Source organism: Candidatus Mancarchaeum acidiphilum, from assembly GCF_002214165.1.
Lineage (GTDB): Archaea > Micrarchaeota > Micrarchaeia > Micrarchaeales > Micrarchaeaceae > Mancarchaeum > Mancarchaeum acidiphilum.
Genome location: NZ_CP019964.1, coordinates 329,894 through 353,650 on the forward strand (window position 1 = coordinate 329,894; position 23,757 = coordinate 353,650).

Consider the following 23,757-nt stretch of genomic DNA (forward strand, 5'->3'; position numbering starts at 1 on the left):
AATGTTCATGATGCCTGAACGTATGGTAAAGATAAGGATAATCGTAGCCAGGGATTTCTACAAGCCCGCAATATCCTACCTGTACGATTTGGGCGTGATGCAGATAAACGAGATGCCCCAGGAGCTTAACACTGTAATAAAAAGAGACGAGAATGCAGGCTATAATGAGATATCAAAGTATTCTGCAAAGTTCAGGACATTGAAGTCGACGCTCTACCAAAGGCCAATAGTAAAGAAATACAAGTTCGAGAGCCTTAAGGACCTTATAGAGCAGGCAGACTCTGTGAAGATCTATGACGAAGCCATTGAGACTACAAAAGAGATGGAAAGGTACAATGCGATAATATCAAACGATGCAAAGGCGAAGAGCCTGGTGCAGAAGCTGCCGAAACTTGAAGTTGACCTGGATGCGCTCAACACCGATATAATAATATCCTATGCCGTTTTCAAGAATCACTCGGATAAGGCTTACCGCGCCAGCATGCAGAAATTCCTAAACGAGCTGAAAGGAAAGCTGGGAGATTCGATAATAGTGGAGAACGAGAGCCTTTACCTTGTCGTGATAAAGAGGTCCGAAGAGGGTGTGTTCGGAAAGCTTGCAAGCAACTACAAGATGCTTGTCGAGGTAATACCCCATCTTGAAGGGACGGCGGAAGAGGCTGTAAAGGCGCTTGACAGTGATATAAAAAGTGCCGAGGAAAAGATAAAGAAGCTGCAGAGCAGCATGAATGCAATGTCGGACCAATACTACGACTTGGTTGCCGCATTGGACGAGCAATTCGATATAGAATCACAGGAGCTAAGCATAATGAACAAGCTCGGAATCACAAAATACATGGTGATACTCGAGGGATGGATCGCAAAGAAGAGCCTTGGCAGCCTTGAGAAGATGCTTGACAAGGCCACTTTCGGGAAATACATAATACAAGTCCTCAAGACAGATGAAGTGGCCCCTACAAAGATGGACAACAACAAGCACATAAGGATTTTCGAGTCGTTCGTGAAGTTCTACTCTCTGCCGCAAAGCAACGAGATAGACCCGACTTTCCCATTCGCAATCGTATTTCCTATATTCTTCGGATTGATGGTGGGGGACGCAGGGTATGGAGCCATACTGCTGCTGCTCTCGCTTTTCCTTATGTGGAGGGTGAAGAAGCCTGCCAAAGTCCCCAAGAAAGAGAGCAAGATATCATCGTTCATACATTCTATTGTGAGCGATAACGGGCTGGCCATGATAGCCAAGGGCATACTGCCTGGATCCATACTTGCGATAATATTCGGTATCCTGTTCAATGAGTACCTGGGATTTTCGCTTCCATTCTACCAAGGATTCAACCTTGAGACAAACCTGTCTACAATGCTTGTCATAGCCGGATGGATAGGAGTTGTGATGGTTGCCGCGGGTATGTTCTTCGGATTCATAAACGCTTTGATTGTAAACAACAAGAAACGTGCGGCTGGAAGGATTGGATGGATACTTATAGAGATAGGCATAGTGATGGTAGGGCTTATGCTGCTCCATTCCGGTGTAACCGAGCTTTCAACGCTTCCGGCGATGATATACTACGTGCTAATAGTGATAGGGCTTGGAATAGTCCTGTATTCTGAAGGAGGGGGATCGCTGATAGAGCTTCCTTCTCTGATAAGCAACGTGCTGTCATACATGAGGCTTATAGGGATATTGCTGTCAACAATAATACTCGCTGAGGTAATAGACCAGATATTCCTGAAATCGCTCTCGCAGTCAATACTGTTTGCAATAGTCGGTGTTATAATACTCTTGGTAGGGCAGATATTCACGATAGTGATAGCCGCATTTGAGCCCGGCATACAAGGAGTGAGGCTTATATATGTAGAGTTTTTCTCAGGATTCTTCAAAGGGAACGGCATGCCGTTCAAGCCCTATCACGGAGAAAGGGTGCACACCATAGGGCTTATAGGAGAGATGAATGAAAAGCTGGGAGGGGATTAGCTTATTATTGTGCCCTTGACATTATCAGGGTAGCGGGACAGGTCGTTCAAGTCATTGGTCACAACAACCTCTATATTGTTCTTCTCGCATATCTTTGCCGCTTCAGGATCGAATATATAGTTCATTCCGGGCATCCTCCTGCCACCTGTCAATTTGTAGAGCTCCTTGAAGCCCATCTTCTTAAGCATTCTTGCATCTTTGAACTTTGAAGGATCCTTATTGTATACTCCTTTCTCTTTTGATATGTTGAATACGACAGGGCTTCCGGTAGCGACAGCCGCATACGCCGCCCCCACATCGGTTGTCCATCCTGGCTTGTATCCTCCCGTAGCAATGGATTTCGAATCGAGTTTAATCTTGCGCGGATCGCCCACGTAAAGCTTTGCTTTCAGGAAAATGGAGATTATGTAAGCGTTTATCTCGGTCGACCTTATCCCTATCCTGTGCAATCCCGTATCGTTTATCCCTATCTCCCTGCCGAATTCTATGTAGTCCCTGGCGAGCTTGCCTCCTCCAACAACTATCGCAAACCTTCTCCCGCTGTGGTTGATTATCTTTTTTAAGTCAATCAAGTGCTTGTAATCAGAGAACAAGTATGATCCGCCCAACGAGATCACAAAATTCCGGGAATTATCTAAAGTTGACATTGTAAATAATAAAAGCAGAAAATATATATTACTTTTTATTTGCAACAAAAGCATATCCTAATGCAGTATAGATGAGCTTTGCCGCGATGTAATTAGGTGCGGTAAATCCTGGTATAGGGCAAAGTTCCGTGAAGTCCATACCAATCACCTCCTTCTCTGGGAAAACCTTAGATAATATATTGGATATCTGCTTGTATCTCATCCCGTCTGGCTCTGGGGTACCAACGCTTGGCATCTCGGAAGGATCCATCACGTCCAGGTCGAACGTGAAGTAAAGCTTTTTCTTCGTACTTCTTATTATCATGTCTGCAATGGAATCGTCATCCATGCTATTGATGTCCTTCATGTAAAGTATATCTTTGTACTTCCTGTAATCCTCCTCGTCTATGCTCCTCACACCAACGCTGTAGCAGCTATCGCACAGTTCCCTCGCACGTGCCATTACGCACGCATGCGAGTATTTGCTTCCCATAAAGGAATCCCTTGAATCGGAGTGTGCATCAAAGTGCAGGACGCTGAATCCATCCTTTCCGTACTTATTTGAAACTGCCCGTAGGCTCCCGACCATTACCGTATGTTCCCCTCCTATGACCAACGGTATCTTTTCGTCGTCCAGGAAATGCGACACTTCGGATTCTATTCTTTTTACCATATTTTCCGGTGAGCTGACATCAGGCAAAATCTCTTCTGTTGTATAAATGCCCATCCTGCTTATATCTTTTTCAAGGATCTCGCTGTAAAGCTCTATGTTCCTGCTTGCCTCTATTACCGCATGGGGCCCTTCCCTTGATCCCGACCTATAACTAGTTGTAGAGTCGTATGGTATCGGAATAGCCACAACCTTTGCCTTGTCATAGTCGCTTCCTTCCAATCCAAATAAATTATAAGGGGGCATCGAATTTAATATATCCATTTATTCACGATTTTGGCATTTAAAACTAAAAGCTCAAACAGGTCGGAACAAAAATCATTCGTATTCTTTTGGAAGGTTAAGCTCTTTTCCCGAAGAGTCCAATAGCTTTTCAAGTGTTGTAACAACATTCCCGTCATTGTCGTATATGTAGGCAGGCTCTGGCTTCTCCTGCATAGTTTTTGCGTGATGTCCATCGCAGAAAGGCTTGTTCTTCGAAAGCCCGCACGCACACAGATATATCGAGTAAGACCCAATCTTCTCAAATTTCTCTTTTTCAGCATCGTCCTTGGGATTGCCGAGAAGTGTCTGTATAAAAGGCAGATCCTTAAGCTTCAAAACATACGGATGGTTCCTATCATGTCTTATGAATCTCATATTATCATATATTGTTAGGTTTAAACGCTTAAAACTCTTTCTAATACTCATTTGAGGCAATATCCAATCCATTAATGCAAATATCATATACGTGGTTCCAGTTCTTGGCTATTACCACATTTTCGTTAATCTCTTCGGTTGGGTCCGCCTTGTTCCAGTACTGCTCCATAAGAATTCCCCTGCCTCCGTGTTCTGCGACCGCATTTATGCAGCTTACTCTGTCATCTACAAGTATATCGCAGTATTTGTACTTTTCGCTTGAGTCGCAGTGGACAAAATCATTATACACTATTTCATTATGCTCAAGCCAACGCTTGACATTGCCAGTGTCACCGAAAGTAGCGGTTATTATCCGTATGTTGTAAAGCTCCGCGAGCTTCCTAATGACATCAGATGCCGCATTGTCAACAGGTGCGATTTCATTCCATCTATCCCATGAATTTTCAAAGTACTCCTTTACCTTACCACCATCTATTTCCGGAAGGTTCTTTGCCATTTCATAAAGCTTAAGGTCTTCCTTTGAAGCCTGAAATTTGTGCTCCGAATTGTAAAGTTCCAGTACCAAACCCACGGTATCGGCCAAAGTGCCATCTATATCTATGCCTAGGGTTAACCTTTCATCCTGAATCATGCTAATCAATATAATGTTGTAAATTCACATATTTAAGTTTTTTTAAAGATGGCAAAATACAGCTGCAGCACGGCCAAAGGCAAGATTTAAATATCTAAATAGCCGATAGTGAATTTAGTGGGTTTTATGATAGGCAATACAATGACAAAGGACTACAATAACAGGGATAACGAAACGCTTACATCAAAAGACAGCTACATCAACTTAAGGACCACTGTAAGAAAGGCTTACGAAGAAAGAAACAAGGTTGAACTTAATAAGCAGCTTGCTGAACGCACAAAAGTTTACTTAAAAGCGAAGAGCATAGCGGAGGATCTTGGGAAAACAGATTATATAGGGAGCTTGCCAAAAGGTTTATTCTTAAGAGGTACGAAGTATAAGAGCTACAGGACAGATGACTTTGAGATAAAGCTGGATACCTCTACATATGAGATAACAATAAAGGACAGCAGGAGCAAGATAGTGTTTGAGGGAAAAGGCCTAAGTGCAATGGAGACAGATTTCTACAAGCCATCTGTGAAATTGAACAAGTTCCTTTCAAAGGCGATGGAATCAGCGAATTTGATAAGGCTAAAAAAGCAGCTCAAATACTAAATCAATCTGCAAGCTTTATGTGTATGCCCATAACTCCATATTCTTTTTCTTTATCCTCCGTATAATACTGCCTTGACAATTTAATCTGGTCATCTATGCTTATATTTTCAGGATGCCCGAATTTTGATTTGTCAAAGTTCATGAACAGGTCCCTGAATGACCCGAATACAGAATATCCAACAACCACCACCCTAAGCGACTCGGATTTATCCGGAAGCTTTCTGAACACTATTGCATCCCCTACATTCACCTTCCTGCGTTTTTCATCATAAAGCCTTACCTCTATCGATTTCCTTCCACCCTTAATTTTCTCAAATGGATCCTCATAAAGCGACATTTCATGTATCATAAAGACACCTTACTGTTTTAACAAAAGCAATCCTTTGGAAAAGAATTTATATTTATACTGCTAATCCTTATCAATTCCTTATCCCCTAAATAATAATAACATTTATAAAGGTTAAATCCAAATTTCCAATTATTAAGGGCAGGTAATTAATCAAAGTGGTTAACGTGTATTTCGTAGTAAAAGTGACCTCAGGCCAAGAAAAGATAGTGGCGAGTGTATTGCAGAATAAGGCCTTAAAGTCGGATTTGCCTATTTACTCAATAGCAATAATAGAAGGCATGAGGGGTTATATAATCATGGAAGCGGAGGACGAATTGTCCGCCAGGAGTTTTATAAGCCGTGAAAGAAACGTGAAAGGCATATTGCCAAAGGCCTTGAGCAGCGAGGAGCTTAACAAGATGATAGCTGCAAACAACACAGCCGCGGAGATATATGTCGGCGACATAGTGGAGTTCTCGACCGGGCCATTCAAAGGCTATAAGGCAAAGGTAATAAAGGCCGATACTGTAAAGAGCGAGATAACAGTCGAGCTTATGGACGTTGTTGTACCAATACCTATAACTACAAAGATGAATACGGCTAAGGTAGTGCAGCATGTATCAGCTGAATCCTAACATACTTAATAAGGTGTAATAAATGGCAGAAGTAAAAATATCAGGTTTAATAGAAGGAGGAAAGGCAACAGCAGGACCACCTTTTGGGCCTGCATTAGGTCCATTGGGAGTAAATATAGGCGCAATAATCGCGGAGATTAATAAGCAGACCTCTGCTTATGCGGGAATAAAAGTTCCAATAACCGTAATAGTCGACAATGTGACTAAGGATTACAGGATTGAAGTAGGATCTCCACCTACAAGTGCAATCATATTGAAAGAGCTTAAGCTGACTTCAGGGGCAAAGACAAAGGATGAGACTGTTGGAGATATAACAATTGCGCAGTTAAAGAAGATAGCAAAATCAAAAGACGCCGTGCTCTACGGAAAATCCGAGAAAGAAAAGCTAAAGCAGGTAATTGGGACTTGCAAGAGCATGGGAGTGAAGGTTGAAGGCCAGGACCCGCGCGAAGTAATAAAGAAAATAGATTCCGGAGAAATAAAGGTTTGATCTCTTTTTTGTTTGTGTTATCATGTCAATGATGGATTACTTTGTGCCACCAAAGGAACTTGTAGACCTTACTCCAGAAGAGGTAAAAGAGAGGATAAAGGGCGATTCCTATATGCTTGTTGATGTAAGGACAGACTGGGAGTACAGGAATGGACACATCAAAGGCGCTGTATTGTACCCTCACGGAAGCGAGAAGAGATTTGTGGAGAAATTCGGTGTTCCGGACAATGTAATACTGGTGTGCAAGACAGGGCACAGGAGCAGGGCTTCTGCAAATGAGCTGGTAAGGCTTGGCGTCAAGAAAATATACCATTTGGAAGGAGGCATGGACAACTGGAGGAAAAACGGATTCGAGGAAGAATCGGGGGACTAAATTACCACTATCTGTAATTCGGGCATTGCTCCCGGTTTACGATACAATCATCATGGATGTATAGAACATAATGTAATTTATGTATGCAAACCGAACGTCTCCAATATTATGCTGGACAATAACCAATATAATAGTAATTGGAGGAATATTTTATTGTATCTAAAGGTGATTTCATCCTCTCGAAGGATATGAAAACAATATATAGGCTGCTTAAGAAAAGATTCGGGTTCCTTAATTGGTGGCCAGGAGATTCTGATTTTGAGATTCTTGTAGGGGCTATATTGACCCAGCAGACCTCATGGAAGAACGTGGAAAAGGCGGTTGCCAACTTAAAAGATGCACACATGCTTGATATATCTAAGATATCCGAGTGCGATATAGACTATTTGCAGCAGCTTGTGCATCCTGCAGGCTTTTACAGGCAGAAGGCAATAAGGCTCAAAGAGATATGCTCAGCAATAATAAAAGATTACGATGGATTCGAAAATTTTCTTTCCTTAGACGCAAAAAACCTTAGAGAAAGCCTGCTTTCCATGAAGGGCATAGGAAGGGAGACAGCGGACTCGATAATACTTTATGCGTCAGGCAAGCCAGTATTTGTGGTAGATGCGTATACAAGGAGGATATTGGGAAGGGTTTATAGGCAGGAGGAGGCATACAGAAATATAGGCTATGACGAATTGCAGAAGGAGATAGAATCGGGAATAAAAAAAGATTTAGGATTATACAAGGATTTCCACGCGCAGATGGTGCAACTAGGAAAGGATTACTGCCTGAAGAAGCCGTTATGCACCAATTGCCCATTAAATGGGATATGCCTCTACAGCATTCACAACAATGGTGTGCATCCAAGCAAATGAGTGGAAACATCCTGCTTATACTACAATTTAAAGCATTTTCGTTTGCTTATAAAAATCTATAAATATCTATTAAGCTGATTGTTATTGGTAAAGGTGCATTATAATGAGTATAACTAAAAAAATGATTAAAAATGAAAAGGAATTCAAGGATTTCAAGGACGAGATGAAATCCACCATAACAAATTATCCTTCTATAATAAACGAAATAAGCAATTTTGTAAAAGATCTGAAGTACAATTCAGGAAACATAGCAAGCTATAAGCCTGGAAGCAGCTTTGGAAGCTTGACCCAGCAGGAGTATGAAAAAGCGATGAACATGCTTGAAAAGATGCAGTCATCCGCAATTTCAAAATCCAAGGAAGGGGTAGCGGAAGGGATAAAAGACCTGCAGGATTCCATAAAAGGTTATAATACCAATGACCCAAGCGAGTTCAAGAGATTCCTTAAAAGCAGCATAAGGGGCATATATGATGAAATCAATAATCTGCCAAACTCAAAGTCAGGTTTCAATGAGATAGTGGATATGTTGGGCAATGTAAATGAGGTTAATTTACTTGTCAAAAAATCAAATCCTGCAGGCGTGGGCAGTGTGCTGGCAAGCGCCATATCCGCGAGGAACCGCCGCATAAGGAAAGTGAATTCCCGGATTGAGGAAGGATTGAAGAAAATGGACCAGGTTAAAGTAGACTCCCTAACTGATATGATATCCAAATACTACAAGTTATATAGCGAAGTGGAAATATTAAGAAATACCTATAATGTATTGGCCCAGACAGGATCATCGGCAAAAGCGTCTTTGTATCTAAACAATATCAAGAAAAGTGACGCAGATCAGTTAATACCGCAGGATATGGCAATGGGAAATAAAAAGGATTCACCAAAGGAAAGCCAAGCTCCTGCAAAAGGTCCGAAAAGTAAAAGCACCCCAAGTACAAATACGGATACAAGCAAAGTAAATGCTAATAGTAGCGGCACCACCACAGGAAATGACAGTGAATGGTATGATGGGACAATAAAATACATAAAGCTTAACGGAGGTGCATTGGACAGGATAAATGAAATTTCAAAGAAAGATAATGTAGATTATATAAAAGGCCTAAAAGACAAGAGCCTGACATCCGGCCAGAAGTTTGATGTATGGAAAGCATTATTCCAAAATTGGTACGATACACAATACCCTTCCGAGAAGAAGAAGTTTGATGCAGCTGCAAATAGCGGTTTAACCAAAATAGATGGGTTGCAGCACATCAAAATAGAACAGAGCGATATAGAGGCAGTCTCAAAGGGTGGCGGGCGCAGCAAGGCGCTAGAGCTTATGAAAAAGGCGGTAGCGATAACGGTAATTGAGAGGCAGGCGGCAAATGGAAGTTTTGACAGAAACCTGCTCACTGCTGTAGAAAACGCAGTGAAAAGCGGAGATTACTCCGAGAACAAGGACAAGGACCTATGGGAAAATATATTCAGAAACTACCTTTACAGCATAACGAACGGAAAACAGACAAACAACACGCCACCTGCCCTATGATAAGGCACCCTATTACCCTGTTTAGAGGTATAGGCAATAAGCATCTGCCGAAACCAAATCGCGGAATGCAAAAATCCTATGCCCAATTGCAAGGTAGACCGCTGACAAGAAAAGTATTTATAGCTGTATGAAAAATATAACTTAGCACATTTGAGCGCGCTCAAATACCAAATAACCAAGATTGTTTTCTTTTGTGGAAGGCCCTAAAGAATATACAGGTTAATATTCAAATGTCAATTATAACCTATCTATCTAAAAATTTGAAGGATGATAGCAGTATGTTTTTGCATAGATCGTGATAAGGTGGCGGATGACAAAAGTTTGCTTGAAAAATTAGTCTACAAATTAATTAAAAAGCATATAGCCGGAGTCACTGCTGCATCAGCTATAAGAGTTGCAAAGCAGATAAACAAGAACGGCCTTAGGGCTTCACTCACATTTCTGAATGATTCAAGGTATAACTCAGCCAGCCCTAATTTTCATTATAACTATACGTCATACTTGCAGCTTACAAAAGAGCTATTCAGGCTTGGGATAAACTCTGACATATCGTTAAGGTTGTCGCAGATAGGATACCCGGACAAGCAGGGCATAGACGAAATGATACCTGATATGCTGAACTATTTATCTTCAAAGAATGTTCTCTGGATAGAATACGAGGACTGCTATGACATTGATTCCGTAATTAACTTTGCGAGCGCGATAAAAGACAACAAGATAGGTGTAGAAGTGCCTCTGGACAAGTTTGAGTCAAAGAAGCTTCTTAAGAGCATCCCTCTTGTCAAGAACATAAAAATAATCCCATATGAGAGCAGGAAGCCTGCGGATATCATGGACACCAAGCCAAAGAAAAAGACAGACCTGTTCACAGAGTACGGAAATGCAGTATCAAAGCTTAAAGGGCTGAAGGTCAACATATACATCTACATGCAAGATGAAAAGATGGTCCAGAAGTTCATAAATGCCAATCGTGCAATAAAAAGAAATTTAACTTTTGAGATTCCATTAGGGTACAGCAACAAGAAGATAAGCATGTTGCTAAAGAACAACATAAATTTATGCATTTATACCGCATATGGGAAGGATTGGATACCTTATGCGATAAACAAGCTTACCAGCGGGCGTATAAAGGAGATAGCTGTAAATCTGTTGGATAAAAAAGACAAAAAGGTTGATTACGATGACATTAAAGACCTCCCGATTGAGAAAATCTAAGCCTGGCAAGGATTCTGGGCAAAGGATTGTAGACCTTGTTACTGGGTCAACCTCAGGGGTCGGAAAGCACCTCATAATCGAACTTCTCAACGAGGGGCACGAGGTGCGTGTAATACTCAGGAATCCACCCGATGAAAGCGGAGATCTTCTTAAAATGCCTCCCGGCGTAATACCTTATATATCAGATATTACATTCAAGAGGGAGTCAGACGAGCAGAACCTGATAGAAGCATGCAAGGGTGTCGACAACGTATTCCACATTGCAGGAGCAACATACAATTCCAAGTACACTTTCAATGAACTAGTTAACATAAATGTGGTAGGCACGGAGAACCTTCTCAATTCCTTGGTAAAAGCTACATCAGGATCAAAGAAGAGCGTTAGGTTCATATTCGCCGGAAGCGTTACGGTATACGGTTACACAAGGAAAGAGGAGAAATTGACCGAGAGCTCCGAATTCAATCCAAAAAGCCCTTATTCAGAGAGCAAAGTTATGGCAGAGCAGGTAATAACTTCAATATGCAAGGCAAATAAAAACATAAACTATACGATATTAAGGTTTGGCATATTCTACGGCTACGATTACAAAGGCCCGTTCTACAAGGTATTCTCATTAGTCCACAAGGGCAAAGCCTATTACGTAGGGAATAAGGGAACAAACCACCTAATACTTGTATCCCAAGACGATGCAGTCAAAGCGATGATTTTGGCAATGAAGCTAAACGTATCAAAAAATAGCGTTTATAACATATCCGATGGGATCCCTTACACTCTTAGGGACATTTTTGAGTTTGTCGCGAAAGAGCTAAACGTGCCGCCTTCAAACCGCACCATACCAAGGACCGTGGCAAATTTGGCAAAGCACATAATGAATATAAATAAGGACGAATTCGAATTTTTGACAAGCGATAGGGTACTCGATATATCAAAAGCGAAGGCGGATATGGGATTCCAGCCCAAGGATACTATATACACAGAAGGAAAGAACCTTATCGATTCCTATAAGAAGGAAGTACTTAAAATTTAATGATAATTACGGTGTTGTTAATGCAATTTAAAACCAAGATAGGGAAAGTGGAAAAGTACATATATGAAAAACTGGATACCCAGGGATCTCTTCTGCTTTCTGTAATAGACCCTCTGGATTATAAATCGGAGAAGGATGCAATAAACTCTGCGGTTTCCATAAGCCAAGGAGGTGCGGACCTTATAGTGGTTGGGGGAAGCACTGGAGTGCAGGGAGAGATACTTGATGACCTTGCACTGAAGGTAAAGGAAAAGGTTGACACCCCAATCGTCCTTTTTCCAGGGAACATTGCGACGATAACCAAATATGCGGATGCAATCTACTTCATGTCGCTGTTAAATGCAAGGAATCCTTATTGGATAACACAGGCGCAGATGCTTGCTGCACCTTTGATAAGGCAGATGAACATAGAAGCGCTGCCAATAGGGTACATCGTTGTATCACCGGGTGGGACTGTCGGATGGGTAGGGGACGCCAATCTTGTGCCAAGGGAAAAGCCGAACATAGCCGCGGCACTTGCTCTTGCTGGCCAGTACCTGGGGGACAGGTTTATAATAACGGATACAGGATCAAACCCGAGGATGCAGCATTCAGGTCCGGTTCCCGAAGAGATGGTGAGAGCAGTCAAATCCGTTATAAATGTCCCTTACATAGTTGCCGGCGGCATAATCAGCGATTCTGACATCTCAAAGATACTGAAAGCTGGGGCCGATATGGTCCAGATAGGAACAGCATTTGAGAAATCTGTAAACGTAAAGAAAACAATAGAATTATTCTCAAGGACGGTCAAGGAGGAGGGCAAGAAAAAGCTCAAAGCGAGCAAGTAAACCCTATGAGACAATTATCAACCTTGGAAATAACCGCAGTTATAGAAGAGCTTAAAAATGTAGAAGGCATGTTCGTAGACAAATTTTACCTTGTTTCAGAGGATGAATTCAGGCTGAAGCTTTCCAGAACAGGGGAAAAGGTAAACATATCGTGCAAGCTATGCTATTCTTTCAACAAGACAAAATATCTAAAATCAGCGGATAACCATAAATCGACATTTGAATCGGCAGTCCGCAAAAGGCTTAACGGTACACATGTAGAGGAAATATCGCAGATAAATGATGACAGGATAATAAAGATAGGGTTTGCAAAAGGGGAAACCAAAAAGTATATGATAATAGAGATGTTCGCAAAGGGAAACATGATAGTTGCCGATGATCAATCCAAGATAGAATTGGCATACAAGCAGCACGAGTTCAAGGACAGGAAAATCCGGGTAAATGAAATCTACAAGCCTCCGGAAAAGGCGAAAATAACAATAACGGATGCGATTGAATCAAGGATGCCGCAGATGCTAAACGAGATTCTCTCCAATGCGGACGGATCGCAGAAGCTGATAAAGTTCCTGAATTCCAACGTAAACATAGGGCTGCCTTACATTGAGGATTCCATTCTGGAATGCGGAGCAGACCCAAACTCAAAATTGTCCGAAATAAATGAGAGTATGCTTTCCAGCATATTGGACAAAATCCACCTAAAGACCAATCTAATACAAACCCCCCAGCCAATAATATATTTTGATGCAGCTGACGGGATACTTGATTTTGCAATATGCCCTTTAATCAAGTACAAAGATAAGAAGTCCCAGACAAAAAGCAGCATAAGCGAAATGCTTGATGATGTAAATTACGGCGAGGGTGCGGAACAGGCAATCCCAAAGGTCAATGAGAAGGCAGAAGAGGCTGCATCAAGCGTAAGGAAACAGATGGAGATAATAGAGAGCATGAAGGAGAGAGTGGAGTATGACAGGCGGGCAGGGAAGAAAATATTCGAGAACATGGCGGTCCTTAATGAGGTGCTTGAATTCGCGCTTTCGCAGAGGCACATAACGCTGGAAGATTTGAAATCCAAATTTCCTTACCTGAATATAACTGGCATAGACTTAAAGGATAAAACGATAACGGTAGATTTATAACAGCAATAAATAGCCAGCATCAACGAAAAGCATTTATAAGTATTATTAAGATAATATAATGATTGCTAATTGCTTAATTGCATTCAAGTTAATCCTGCATCTAATGAAATAGCAGGGATTTAGTGAAATATGCTTTAAGCTAACTGGAATTAAGCTTATCAAGTGATAAAATGAAGGTAGTATATTCAGATCCAAAAACGGGATTGACCGCACAGAAAGAAGTAAGTGATGAAATATTGGCATCCCTTATAGGGGCCAAGATAGGAGATGTAGTAGATGGATCACTGTTTGGCCTTAACGGATGCAAATTGAAGATTACGGGAGGCTCCGATGACAGCGGATTTGGGATGGAAAAAAGCGTCAGCGGATCAATGAAAGTTGGAGTTCTGCGCAGGATCGCCAATGCCGGAAAGGACAAAGGGCAGTACGAAAGGGTCACAGTAGCAGGCAATACCATAAACGAAAAAGTGGTGCAGCTCAACACGATGATAGTAGATTATGGGAATGCGAATATCAGCGAGATGTTCCCGAAGAAAGAGAAAGCCGAAAACGAGAAAGAGGCCGAGAAGAAATAACAAGTGATTTGTTGGATCAGATAAAGCATAGCGTAATCAATATAGGCACATTAGGCCATATAGACCATGGAAAGACATCGTTGGTCCAGGCTTTGACGCACCAGTGGACAGATAGGGATAGCGAAAGCTTGAAGAGGAATATGACTATAAGGTTGGGCTATGCAGACACAATAATAAACGAGTGCGAGGACAGCAAAGGGAATAAGGTATATACCGTAAACGACAAGTACGAAGGATGCAAGAATGCGCCAGTGCCTTTCATGCGCATCTCAATACTGGATGCCCCTGGGCACGAGACATTGATGGCTACTGCAATAGCAAGTGCAAATCTGATAAATGCACTGCTTTTTGTTATAGCAGCAAACGAGCCCTGCCCAATGCCTCAGACAAAAGAGCACCTGATGATAATCAACTTGCTAGGGATAAAAGATGTAATAATAGTCCAGACCAAAATAGACATAGTGGGGGAGAAGGCTGCGGAGGAAAATTACAAGCAGATAAAAGAGTTCATAAAAGGGAGCATAATAGAGGACGCCCCCATAATACCAGTAGTTTCAACAAAGAATATAAACATAGACGTTCTTCTTAAGAAGATAGTCGAGATGCCAAAGCCAAAGTTTGACGAGAACCAAGACCCGTTCATGTATATAGCGAGATCCTTTGACGTTAACAAGCCTGGGAAAAAGATAAACAAACTTGTAGGCGGGGTAATAGGAGGCACACTGATAAGGGGAAAGCTTAATCCAGGAGATACCATAGAGATAAGGCCTGGGATAAAGGTTTCAAGCCCTAACCAGAAGCGTGAAGTTTACAAGCCGGTAATAACAAAGATAGTGGAGATAGACAATGGAAGCGATAAGCTTGACTATGCCCTCCCCGGAGGGCTTATAGGAATATCAACATTGATGGATCCACAGTTCTCCAAGGCAGACGGCTTGGTGGGAAACGTTGCAGGATTCCCGGACAAGCTGCCGCCCGTGATAAACAGCATGAATATAGCTTACCATTCATTAAACAGGCCCGATATGCACGATAATGCATTCTCGGTGAATGAGCCTGTGATATTGAGCATCGGCACATTGACCGTTGTAGGATATGTTGAGAAAGTAAGAAAGAACAGCATAGAGATATCAATAAAGCATCCAGTGTGTGCCGAAAGCGGGCAAAAGATAGCCATAATGAGGAACATAAACAAAAGATGGAAGCTTACCGGCTATGCAACTCTTGAAAAGCCAAAAGACTGAAAAGCATTATAAGAATAGTTTAGGATAGAATATTCCTATCAATTTTTGGTTTTCCATTTAAAAACTTGTAGGCCTCAACGGATAAACTTTGCAAAATAACATTTCATTCTCATTTCTGCAGATAAGTAGTAAATATTTTTATATTTTTATAATAAATGTAAAAAGGCTTTAATATGGACAAGCGTGTAGAGAGAAATTACGAATCAGAGTACTCCAAATCTATAAGCATAGATGCGTATATGAAAGTAATAAACCTGGAATATGTAAGGGATAGCGACAGCATTGACAATAGGGTAAGCCATAGTGGAAGAAACATGGACCTTCTTGTAAAGATGCTTAACAGGGTAAATAAAAAGCCAAAGCCACAGAACCAGAATCAGAATGGGAACAAAAACCTGTTGAGGGGGAACTTTTCATCCAACCCATACGTAAATTTGAGCCTGGCGCGGACAGGAGTGATTAAGTCTATGGGGGTATATGATGATTATTATAGCAGGGACGACCCAGAAAAGTATTTTTATCTGCATTCTGATATAGCCGATGGCATAATCTACAAGGTGCTTAACAGGGAAGAATTATCTGCTAAGGAAGCCAAAAAGGTAGAATCAATAAGCAAATACATTCTTGATGAAGGGATAATAAGCTTGTCAGGGAAAAAGTACCTTGTTTTAAAGTACAACTACGATGACAGCATTCAGCTAATTGGATTGACAAAGAACGAAAAGGTGCCAGTCGACAAGATAGAAACCGATGACGGAAAGCTCCTTGATGCAAGCCCGCTGCATATTATAACCATAGATTTCTCCGATCGCCATACTCTATTTATGAGTTCGGATGATCTGATATATGCAAATAAGAATAATTTGCCAAAGAACCTATATTATATGGACGAGCACGATGACTTTGAAGGGAATAGCATCGATTATGATTTTATAAGCGAGTTGGGAAACCGCAGGACAGCAATGTTTGATGTCAATTTTTCAAGAGAGATGCATTATGGCGGCAGGATGAATCCGGAGATAGCAGAGAAAGTTGCCAATTTCATAAAGTCGCACGACAAGTTCATCTACGATTTTTGAAAAACAAGTTCCGGCAGGTTAAGGCATGTTGCCTTATCCATTCAATTCTTTTTTACCTGAGAGACTTTTATATTGAACTTCAGGACCTTTCCTGCCAGGGGTGGATTAAAATCAACCGTGGCCTCTGTATCATTAACATCAGTTATAATGCCTTGCTGTCCTTCTTCTGTCTCTACGCCCATACCTTTCACTGGCTTGCTGTCCCCAAACGTCGATAGAGGCACTTTGATTGAAAGATCATTGCTGTACTCTCCATAAGCATCTTTTGGCTCAATCTCGACATCCTTGGATTCGCCTTCCTTCATGCCTCTTACCGCATCGTCAAATCCCTTTATTATCTCTCCTGAGCCTACCTTGAATTTAAGAGGTTCACTCTTTTCATTGGAATCAAAGACTTCGCCGCTCTGCAATTTACCAGTATAATATACTTCTACTTCATCTCCTTCTTCAACTGTTGTTGGCTTCTGGTCTGTGTTTGAATTTTGCTCTTTCATGAAAATCATAGGTATATCTAACTAAAATAATAAAAACGTTAGGACTATAATCTTTTAGCTTATCTATGCATAGGAGATCTGCCAATGCAAGCGTATTTATTGCTTAAAATAAAAATATTATCAGTGATGTTATGGATCTCAATGAGTACCAGAAGGCAAGCAGGAGGACAAAGATGTATCCGGAAAAACTGGATGGAGGAATATATTATTCCACATTAGGGCTATGCGGAGAGGCAGGAGAACTTGCTAACAAGGTCAAGAAGATAGCAAGGGACAATAATCTCGACAAGGAAGGGATAAAAGGAGAGCTTGGGGACATACTGTGGTATGTTGCATCCGTATCAGAGGAGATTGGATACAGCCTGGAGGAGATTGCCAACTATAACCTCGAGAAGCTTAACAAGAGGATGGAAGAGGGAAAGATAAGCGGCAATGGGGATGAAAGATAATAAAATAATGAATTGCACAAAAAGTTTAAATTCAATTTATTTTCCATATTCGATAGGTGGCCGGATATGGAAGGTAAAGAGATTAATAAGCTTACGTATGAGATAGAAGTCAAGGCACAGCTCACGGATGCGGAATACAAAGGGCTTGCCAATGTCCTCAAGAAGTACAATGTAGAGAGTATAATACTGGAGGAGGATAAGCAAATATATAAATTCGTAATAAGTGTGAGCCATAAGGCATAGCGCATCCGGACAACAGCACAATTGCCTGCCTATTGCAGCTACAAGGACGTATACAACATTCTGCTCAATGCGTATCCTTTGCCCTATATTCATTGAACAGCTTTATGTTTGCCTTCATGAATTCTACAGATTTTGCTAGCTGTGGCCTCATCACATCGGAAGGCTTGTTGGTCCTGAAGAAGTCGACAACATCTTCAAGCACTATAGGATCTGAAACTGTTTCCAGCACCTTGAGAAGCCCGCTCCAATAAGAGGAATTTTCCGGATAAGCATTTCTTATAATGCTCCAATTCTCCTTGATCCACCTCCATATTATCTTTTTGCCATAGGGGTTGGCTATGAAATGCTTGAGTGAATTTGAGGTTATATTGCCAGAAATTACCTGGGGTATCTGCAATGAATCCTGCAGCCTAACATTATTAGAGTAAGATATTGAAAGTGCCTTCTCCTGCAGGGAAATATCCTTAAACAAGCCCAACGAAACAAGCATCTTGAATTTCTCCTCAGTCACTTTTTCCCTTAGATACATCCCAAGCATTTCATCAAATTCCTTTTTCCCTCCATTGAAGGCAACTGTGGAATATACCGCAAAAGTCAAGTTCCCGTGAAGACCTCCCAATTTCCCTTTAAGTAAATCCTTGTAATAAGCTCTGGCCTTCTTTACAACAGGAGCATATCCAAGCATCCCAAGATTGCATATCACGTTCAGCTTAAAAATCTCATCTGTATTATTGGTAGGTGTGTAATCCCAACTATACCTCTTGAACTGCTTCTTTAGGTAGTCCAAAAGCAGCACCCTCACATCATCGGCTCCGTTGTCCGCGTAAAGAACAGTGTACAGGCTGTTCAAGGAATCTATTATGCGGTTATTTGCCGGATATCCAACATCCATTGCATACCGCTCTATGAAGTGCAGATAGATATTCAGTTTTATACTGCCAGCGCGGACATAATTGTAAAGGTCATCCAATACCCCCCAAGCGTCAATATCACTTAATTCCTTGTTTCTTATTAATTCACCTATCCTTGATAGAAGTTCGCCTTCATAATAAACCCGGTATATGCCCTTTTGCCCGAAATTTAATTTTATGGCACCTATACCAATTGCCTTTAAGCTTCCTTCCTTTCTATCGAGTATGAATAATGATTCTGAGGTTTTTTTCTTGTCTACTAAAGCATATTTGATAGGAATTTTCCAAGTGCCTTTGCTATTTGAATCATGGCTGCCAGCCATTATGAACCGCTTTTGGGACACCCTTATGAGTGTTTCATTGCTCTCTGAGGATAAGCTTGCAGGACCTACAATCACTTCGGGATAACCCGCTTTTGTTATCCACGATTTCATCATTTCCTTGACTTCCTTTGAACTGCCCCTTTTACCTGATTCATCTTCAAGAGACTTCCAAAGGTCTTCTTTGGCGGCGTTTGAATATTTAAATGAGTTAAGGTAATTATGAAGCCCCTCCCTGAAATGCTTTTCCCCCAAGTAGTTCTCAAGCATAGCCAAAACGCTCGCCCCCTTCTCATAGCTTATAGAATCAAACAGGGAGCTTATCTGCCCCGGGCTGCTTACCTTTACGCTGATCGGGTGTGTTGCCCTGAATTGGTCATAGTACATTGCGTTTTTAAATTCATTCTCATAAAATTGGTCTTCAGCGCCTATAGACTTTATTGTTGCCGATACAGCCTTATAACTCATGAACGTGGCAAAGCTTTCGTTTAGCCATAAATCGTCCCACCATTTCATAGTAACAAGGTCCCCAAACCACTGGTGTGCCAATTCATGTGCCACTGTGATTGATATGCGCTCCTTTGTTACCGCTGATGAATTTTCATCCCCAAATATAACAGTGTCCCTGAAAGTTATTGCCCCCCAATTCTCCATTGCGCCCGCAGAGAAGTCTGGTACTGTTATAAGGTCAAGCTTTGGCATAGGGTAAGGAATGCCAAAGTAATTTGCGTAGAAATCAACGAATTTCCTGCAGTACTCGAGAGCCATAGAAGCATATGGCTTCTTTCCCTTCTGCGTGACAACTCTTATAGGCAGGTCGCCAAGGCTGCCATTCACGTAATCAAATTTTCCCACCCCTAAATAGACAAGGTAAGTTGACATTAATGGTGTCCTCCTGAATGATACAATCTTGTTTGCTCCCTTATTAACTACCGATTTCTGTGGCATATTTGAAATAGCATCAAATTCTTTAGGTATAAGGAATGATATGTCAAAGGTAGCTTTCATGTCTGGCTGATCAAAGCAAGGGAATGCTGCCCTTGCATCGCCTGCCTCAAATTGCGAAGAAAGCATATACTCCTGCCTTCCATTATAAGTATAAGAGCTCCTATAAAATCCATACATTTTGTCATTGTTTGATCCTATGAATTTGATCTTTATTACCGCGCCTCCCTTGATTTTTTTTGGTAGTCCCAGTTCTACAGTCTCATTTAGCTTATTGTATTTCAATTTTACGCTGTAGGATTTTTTTCCGGATTCAACCATAGCTTCTTTGATTGCAATCTCCCTGCAATTAACCGCTATTCTATCAGTAGATTTGGAAATGTTTACCTCTATTTCCTCATCCCCCATATAAGTAAATTTATTGAAATCCGGCTTAAAAACAAGTTTATAATTTATGGGTTTTATACTTCCGGTCAATAAATTGGTTACTTCTGCCATACCACTCATCATTTATATATAACAGGCAAAAGATTTATTTATATCACATATGTAAAAACAGAGAATAATAAAAAATAGGAATTAATACGTAATTTTTTGGCATTATAAAGCCAACCATAAAAAGTTGCTTTCTTCAATGCCAAATCCTATATGTTTTATGCCATTTTCGATAAAAACCAAAAAAGCCCTAATAAATAAGGAATTACTTCCTCAATTCCACAGGCATTCTGCTTTCCATGTACGTTTTTTCCACAGCCCCCTTGTCATATATGAACTCTTTTAACTGTGAACTATCTATCCTTGAAAGCACGTTGAAAATCTCATCAGAATTGCCATCAAGCTTCTCTATCAAAACGTTAACCCTTGCGGGGTTCATCCATTTCAAAAACTTATCAAAGTATTTAGGGTCGGAATACACTTTTTCCGTCTTTCTAATCAAGCTCTGGTATTTATCAAGATCCTTAGAATTGGTTTTTGATAACTCCTCCTCCCATGACTTTAAGTTTTGTAGGTGATTTTTAATCTCTATGCTATACATATCTTGAAGCAAGTAAAAAGTAATTTTTATCTTACCTCCAAATATCCCTTTTTTATCTACACTGCCAAATACTCCAACTCTATCCTTAAAGGCAGTATAATTTTCCATATAACCTCTTCCCTTTATAAAGCTTTTTAAATTACCGTTTTCAACCTCTTTCAAAGCTATCTTGTTATGTCTACTTACTTCTCGTACGCTTTCCTTTGCCGCATCCAAATTCAGGCTTATCTCGGAATAAACATCCCCTTTCTTAAGGTTGTCTAAATCTACCCTTTTGCCTGTAAAAATTATACGTTGGTCCGTGATTATAACATCACCAGATTTTGGTGAATTTGTATCAGTATAACTAAAATCATATTTTGCATCTTTAAATACATCAAGTACCTTTTCTCCATCATGAAGTAACTTGCTATAAAACTCACCGCTTTCCTTTTCTATCCTTTTTTCTGCCATTCCTTTTTGAACCGCTTTAACGAATCCCATAACATCACTAAATAAAGTTTAGATTTTATATAATATTTATATTTATCTTAACCTCTATGCTAGGTTTATTGGAATAAATATTTTGCATAATATAGAATAAATATTTTTAAACTTAAATAATTGTATGGCAAAAATACTTTCTATAGTGATGAGTGGAGAAAAAGCGAAGATAAAAATGGCATTGAACTTTACTTCCGAAATGCTGAAGCAGGGAAAGGATGTAAAGTTGATGTTTTGGGGGCCCAGTGAAGGAGTTATTGCAGAGGATGCCGAACTGCAGGAGGGGTTAAAGAAGGTTTCAGAGGTTCTTCATCCACTAGCATGCATAAACTTTGCAAGAAACAACAACCTTGAGGAGAAATTGAAAGGAAAAGTTGACCTTCAGCCAATAGGAAAATACATAGCAGAAAGCGTAGACGATGGGTATTCCATATTAAGCTTCTGAAACGCTTGCTTAAAGTTATGACTTTATTTTATTTTTCTAGTTTTTCTGCCCTAAATATACTTGCGGCGGAATAGCACAGGATACTCTACTTATAATAAAACCAGAACTGCCAATGAAGCCCTGGAATTGAATCACAAACTGAAATGCGCATTTGCCAAAATCAATTCTCAATTCCATAAATATAGCGCTTTCCTCTTAAAGCCGAAGCTATTGCAGCTATAAGAGCCATCCCTGAACCTATATAGAGGACCAATTTCATACCATCCATAAACGGCTTTGAAAGCAGATGTGGGAAGAAGGAAAGTCCTGTAACTTCTGTTTTAGTCGAATTTGGCAATGCACTGTAAACGCTTGCGGGAAGCAGCGTCTTCATAGGATTATACCCAAGGAATGCAGAGAACAAAGCCGCGGTGGGAGGAAGCTTTGAAATTTGCATGGAGGCATTTGCAGGTATCCCTGCATTAACCATCCCGCTGTAAAGTGCGGTTGATAGCTCTGTAGACATGCCAAGGATCAGTATAGTGAAGAACAGTGCCATGCTGAACATGAAAGATATATTCGTGAATGTGGATCTCATGCCCGATGCCGACCCTCTTGTATTTTCAGGCACCGAATTCATTATAGCTGTTGTATTCGGAGCGGAGAACAGTCCCTGCCCCAATCCAAGCGAAAACGTTATGATTGCGAATAAAATGTAACTGAAGTCCGCAGGCAATGCTGCCAAAGCCAAGAACCCAACGAAATTGATAAGCATTCCAAGTGTTGAGAATAACCTCGCTCCATACCTGTCTGAAAGGTAACCGGAGATTGGGCCAAAGATTATGAATCCCATCATGAATGGTATTAGGTCTATTGCAGCATCAAAAGGTGTCTTGCTGAAATGAACTCCATGAAGTGGAAGCCATATGCCATCCAGCCAAATTATGAGCATGAACTGCAACCCTCCCCTTGCAATGCCTGCTAAAAGCAAGCTCAAGTTACCAAATAAGAATGCCTTAATCTTAAATAGCTGGAGCCTGAACATAGGGAACTTGGATTTCAGCTCTATATAGGCAAAAGGTATCATAAGCACTATGCCAGCTATTATGGTTCCATATACAAATGGATTGCCCCATCCTGTGGGATTTCCATTGTAACCAACTATGGAGTAAGTCAATCCCAAAAGTATAAGCATTATTCCGGCTGCAAATAGCACATTTCCAGGAATGTCGAATTTCTGGTCCTTTTCTATAGAAGCTATCTCATGTAGCTCCAAGTATGCCCATAGGGTTCCGGCTATGCCAAAAGGTATACTTATCAAGAATACAAGATGCCAGTCAATTGCAGCTAGCAGCCCACCTACGATTAAGCCTATAAGGCCGCCCCCAACTGCAGCAATCTGGTTGAAACCCATAGCCCTGCCCCTCATAGTATGAGGGAAGGCATCGGTAAGTATCGCAGTGCTATTTGCAAACAAGAAAGCACCTCCAACTCCTTGGAATAGCCTCAATAATATAAGGGACAATGCACCATCAACCCCAGTAATGTAAAGCGAGGATATGTAAAGCGCTATTGATCCAATTGTGAATATCAAGAATCCGAGGTTGTATAATTTCACCCTTCCAAACATATCAGACAGCCTTCCTATTGTAACTGTGAATATGGCAGTTATCACATTGTATCCTAGCAAAAGCCAAAGCAGAAGGCCGAAGTTTGAAGACACCAATGGATTTATGTTCAATCCCCTGAATATTGCAGGCAACGCAATTAATAGTATGGATCCGTTCATGGCAGCCATCAAGGCCCCCAATGTAGTGTTAGTCAATGCAACCCACTTGTAGTGCTTCCCATACCTGCTCTCCTTTTCCATCTCCTCTTTTTCGAGTTTGTCCTCTCTTTCTTCGTAATTACTTTCGTCTTTAGAAGTAGGTTTCTTTTTATTTAAGCGAGTGCCATTGCCGGTATCCATTTAACATGCCCTGCGAAAATTTGATTGGTTTTATTTT

Annotated in this window: 26 protein-coding genes; 17 read left to right on the top strand and 9 right to left on the bottom strand. The window is 40.9% G+C overall.

The genetic code is table 11. The features are described from left to right. Position 1 precedes the first annotated feature (1 nt). The gene (locus Mia14_RS01795; RefSeq protein WP_088819851.1) at positions 2-1,972 is read left to right on the top strand and encodes a V-type ATP synthase subunit I; all 1,971 of its coding nucleotides are present in this window, start codon (positions 2-4) and stop codon (positions 1,970-1,972) included. Here the strand turns inward: Mia14_RS01795 and Mia14_RS01800 are convergent. The 4 genes from Mia14_RS01800 to Mia14_RS01815 are packed head-to-tail and all read right to left on the bottom strand — an operon-like array spanning position 1,969 to position 4,538. Continuing rightward, positions 1,969-2,619: an amino acid kinase family protein gene (locus Mia14_RS01800; protein ID WP_157891428.1), complete on the bottom strand. Its 651-nt coding sequence runs from the start codon at positions 2,617-2,619 to the stop codon at positions 1,969-1,971. The genes Mia14_RS01795 and Mia14_RS01800 overlap by 4 nt on opposite strands. Positions 2,620-2,647: 28 nt before the next feature. Next, positions 2,648-3,532 (bottom strand): agmatinase, encoded by an 885-nt coding sequence (gene speB / locus Mia14_RS01805; RefSeq protein ID WP_088819853.1) that lies wholly within the window; start codon positions 3,530-3,532, stop codon positions 2,648-2,650. A 54-nt stretch (positions 3,533-3,586) separates the two neighbouring features. Beyond that, complete coding sequence (locus Mia14_RS01810) at positions 3,587-3,907, bottom strand: CDGSH iron-sulfur domain-containing protein (protein ID WP_088819854.1); 321 nt, start codon at positions 3,905-3,907, stop codon at positions 3,587-3,589. Between the two features lie 40 nt (positions 3,908-3,947). Continuing rightward, positions 3,948-4,538: a 5' nucleotidase, NT5C type gene (locus Mia14_RS01815; RefSeq protein ID WP_088819855.1), complete on the bottom strand. Its 591-nt coding sequence runs from the start codon at positions 4,536-4,538 to the stop codon at positions 3,948-3,950. 126 nt (positions 4,539-4,664) lie between these two features. On the opposite strand from Mia14_RS01815, the gene Mia14_RS01820 reads away from it, so the two are divergent. Continuing rightward, positions 4,665-5,132 carry a hypothetical protein gene (locus Mia14_RS01820; RefSeq protein WP_088819856.1) on the top strand — a complete coding sequence of 156 codons (468 nt, stop codon included), beginning with the start codon at positions 4,665-4,667 and terminating at the stop codon, positions 5,130-5,132. Position 5,133: 1 nt separating this feature from the next. Here the strand turns inward: Mia14_RS01820 and Mia14_RS01825 are convergent, their stop codons facing one another. Beyond that, complete coding sequence (locus Mia14_RS01825; protein WP_088819857.1) at positions 5,134-5,481, bottom strand: ASCH domain-containing protein; 348 nt, start codon at positions 5,479-5,481, stop codon at positions 5,134-5,136. Between the two features lie 164 nt (positions 5,482-5,645). On the opposite strand from Mia14_RS01825, the gene Mia14_RS01830 reads away from it, so the two are divergent. The 12 genes from Mia14_RS01830 to Mia14_RS01885 all read left to right on the top strand — a co-directional run bounded on the left by Mia14_RS01830 (position 5,646) and on the right by Mia14_RS01885 (position 16,446). Continuing rightward, positions 5,646-6,095, top strand: a complete 450-nt coding sequence (locus Mia14_RS01830) for a transcription elongation factor Spt5 (protein ID WP_157891429.1) — start codon at positions 5,646-5,648, stop codon at positions 6,093-6,095. A 22-nt stretch (positions 6,096-6,117) separates the two neighbouring features. Continuing rightward, entirely contained in the window at positions 6,118-6,585 is a 468-nt protein-coding gene (locus Mia14_RS01835) for a 50S ribosomal protein L11 (RefSeq protein WP_088819859.1), read from the top strand. A gap of 22 nt (positions 6,586-6,607) precedes the next feature. After that, complete coding sequence (locus Mia14_RS01840; RefSeq protein ID WP_088819860.1) at positions 6,608-6,958, top strand: rhodanese-like domain-containing protein; 351 nt, start codon at positions 6,608-6,610, stop codon at positions 6,956-6,958. Between the two features lie 188 nt (positions 6,959-7,146). Beyond that, the gene (locus Mia14_RS01845; RefSeq protein ID WP_088819861.1) at positions 7,147-7,818 is read left to right on the top strand and encodes an endonuclease III domain-containing protein; all 672 of its coding nucleotides are present in this window, start codon (positions 7,147-7,149) and stop codon (positions 7,816-7,818) included. Between the two features lie 103 nt (positions 7,819-7,921). After that, positions 7,922-9,343, top strand: a complete 1,422-nt coding sequence (locus Mia14_RS01850; protein ID WP_088819862.1) for a hypothetical protein — start codon at positions 7,922-7,924, stop codon at positions 9,341-9,343. 303 nt (positions 9,344-9,646) lie between these two features. Continuing rightward, on the top strand, positions 9,647-10,558 hold the full coding sequence (locus tag Mia14_RS01855; protein ID WP_088819863.1) for a hypothetical protein: 912 nt from the start codon (positions 9,647-9,649) through the stop codon (positions 10,556-10,558). Continuing rightward, complete coding sequence (locus Mia14_RS01860; RefSeq protein WP_088819864.1) at positions 10,524-11,585, top strand: NAD-dependent epimerase/dehydratase family protein; 1,062 nt, start codon at positions 10,524-10,526, stop codon at positions 11,583-11,585. Before Mia14_RS01855 ends, Mia14_RS01860 begins: the two co-directional genes overlap by 35 nt. A gap of 20 nt (positions 11,586-11,605) precedes the next feature. Continuing rightward, positions 11,606-12,412: a phosphoglycerol geranylgeranyltransferase gene (locus tag Mia14_RS01865; RefSeq protein ID WP_088819865.1), complete on the top strand. Its 807-nt coding sequence runs from the start codon at positions 11,606-11,608 to the stop codon at positions 12,410-12,412. Positions 12,413-12,417: 5 nt separating this feature from the next. Next, complete coding sequence (locus Mia14_RS01870; protein WP_088819866.1) at positions 12,418-13,548, top strand: NFACT family protein; 1,131 nt, start codon at positions 12,418-12,420, stop codon at positions 13,546-13,548. A gap of 170 nt (positions 13,549-13,718) precedes the next feature. Next, on the top strand, positions 13,719-14,123 hold the full coding sequence (locus Mia14_RS01875; RefSeq protein WP_088819867.1) for a S6e family ribosomal protein: 405 nt from the start codon (positions 13,719-13,721) through the stop codon (positions 14,121-14,123). 11 nt (positions 14,124-14,134) lie between these two features. Then, complete coding sequence (locus Mia14_RS01880; protein WP_088819868.1) at positions 14,135-15,367, top strand: translation initiation factor IF-2 subunit gamma; 1,233 nt, start codon at positions 14,135-14,137, stop codon at positions 15,365-15,367. Between the two features lie 173 nt (positions 15,368-15,540). Then, the gene (locus Mia14_RS01885; RefSeq protein ID WP_088819869.1) at positions 15,541-16,446 is read left to right on the top strand and encodes a hypothetical protein; all 906 of its coding nucleotides are present in this window, start codon (positions 15,541-15,543) and stop codon (positions 16,444-16,446) included. Between the two features lie 41 nt (positions 16,447-16,487). Here the strand turns inward: Mia14_RS01885 and Mia14_RS01890 are convergent, their stop codons facing one another. Next, entirely contained in the window at positions 16,488-16,940 is a 453-nt protein-coding gene (locus tag Mia14_RS01890) for an FKBP-type peptidyl-prolyl cis-trans isomerase (protein ID WP_157891430.1), read from the bottom strand. A gap of 131 nt (positions 16,941-17,071) precedes the next feature. On the opposite strand from Mia14_RS01890, the gene Mia14_RS01895 reads away from it, so the two are divergent. Together Mia14_RS01895 and Mia14_RS05135 are read left to right on the top strand one after the other, a co-directional pair. After that, complete coding sequence (locus Mia14_RS01895) at positions 17,072-17,389, top strand: nucleoside triphosphate pyrophosphohydrolase family protein (protein WP_088819871.1); 318 nt, start codon at positions 17,072-17,074, stop codon at positions 17,387-17,389. Positions 17,390-17,455: 66 nt separating this feature from the next. Beyond that, on the top strand, positions 17,456-17,632 hold the full coding sequence (locus Mia14_RS05135; RefSeq protein WP_157891431.1) for a hypothetical protein: 177 nt from the start codon (positions 17,456-17,458) through the stop codon (positions 17,630-17,632). A gap of 64 nt (positions 17,633-17,696) precedes the next feature. Here the strand turns inward: Mia14_RS05135 and Mia14_RS01900 are convergent, their stop codons facing one another. Both Mia14_RS01900 and Mia14_RS01905 read right to left on the bottom strand, forming a co-directional pair. Continuing rightward, the gene (locus Mia14_RS01900; protein ID WP_198539390.1) at positions 17,697-20,306 is read right to left on the bottom strand and encodes a M1 family metallopeptidase; all 2,610 of its coding nucleotides are present in this window, start codon (positions 20,304-20,306) and stop codon (positions 17,697-17,699) included. Between the two features lie 202 nt (positions 20,307-20,508). After that, complete coding sequence (locus Mia14_RS01905; RefSeq protein ID WP_088819873.1) at positions 20,509-21,327, bottom strand: hypothetical protein; 819 nt, start codon at positions 21,325-21,327, stop codon at positions 20,509-20,511. Between the two features lie 124 nt (positions 21,328-21,451). Here Mia14_RS01905 and Mia14_RS01910 point away from each other — a divergent pair, with 124 nt between their 5' ends. Next, positions 21,452-21,772, top strand: a complete 321-nt coding sequence (locus Mia14_RS01910) for a hypothetical protein (protein WP_088819874.1) — start codon at positions 21,452-21,454, stop codon at positions 21,770-21,772. 160 nt (positions 21,773-21,932) lie between these two features. Here Mia14_RS01910 and Mia14_RS01915 read toward each other — a convergent pair whose 3' ends face one another. Beyond that, positions 21,933-23,720 carry an MFS transporter gene (locus tag Mia14_RS01915; protein WP_088819875.1) on the bottom strand — a complete coding sequence of 596 codons (1,788 nt, stop codon included), beginning with the start codon at positions 23,718-23,720 and terminating at the stop codon, positions 21,933-21,935. Positions 23,721-23,757: the final 37 nt, after the last annotated feature.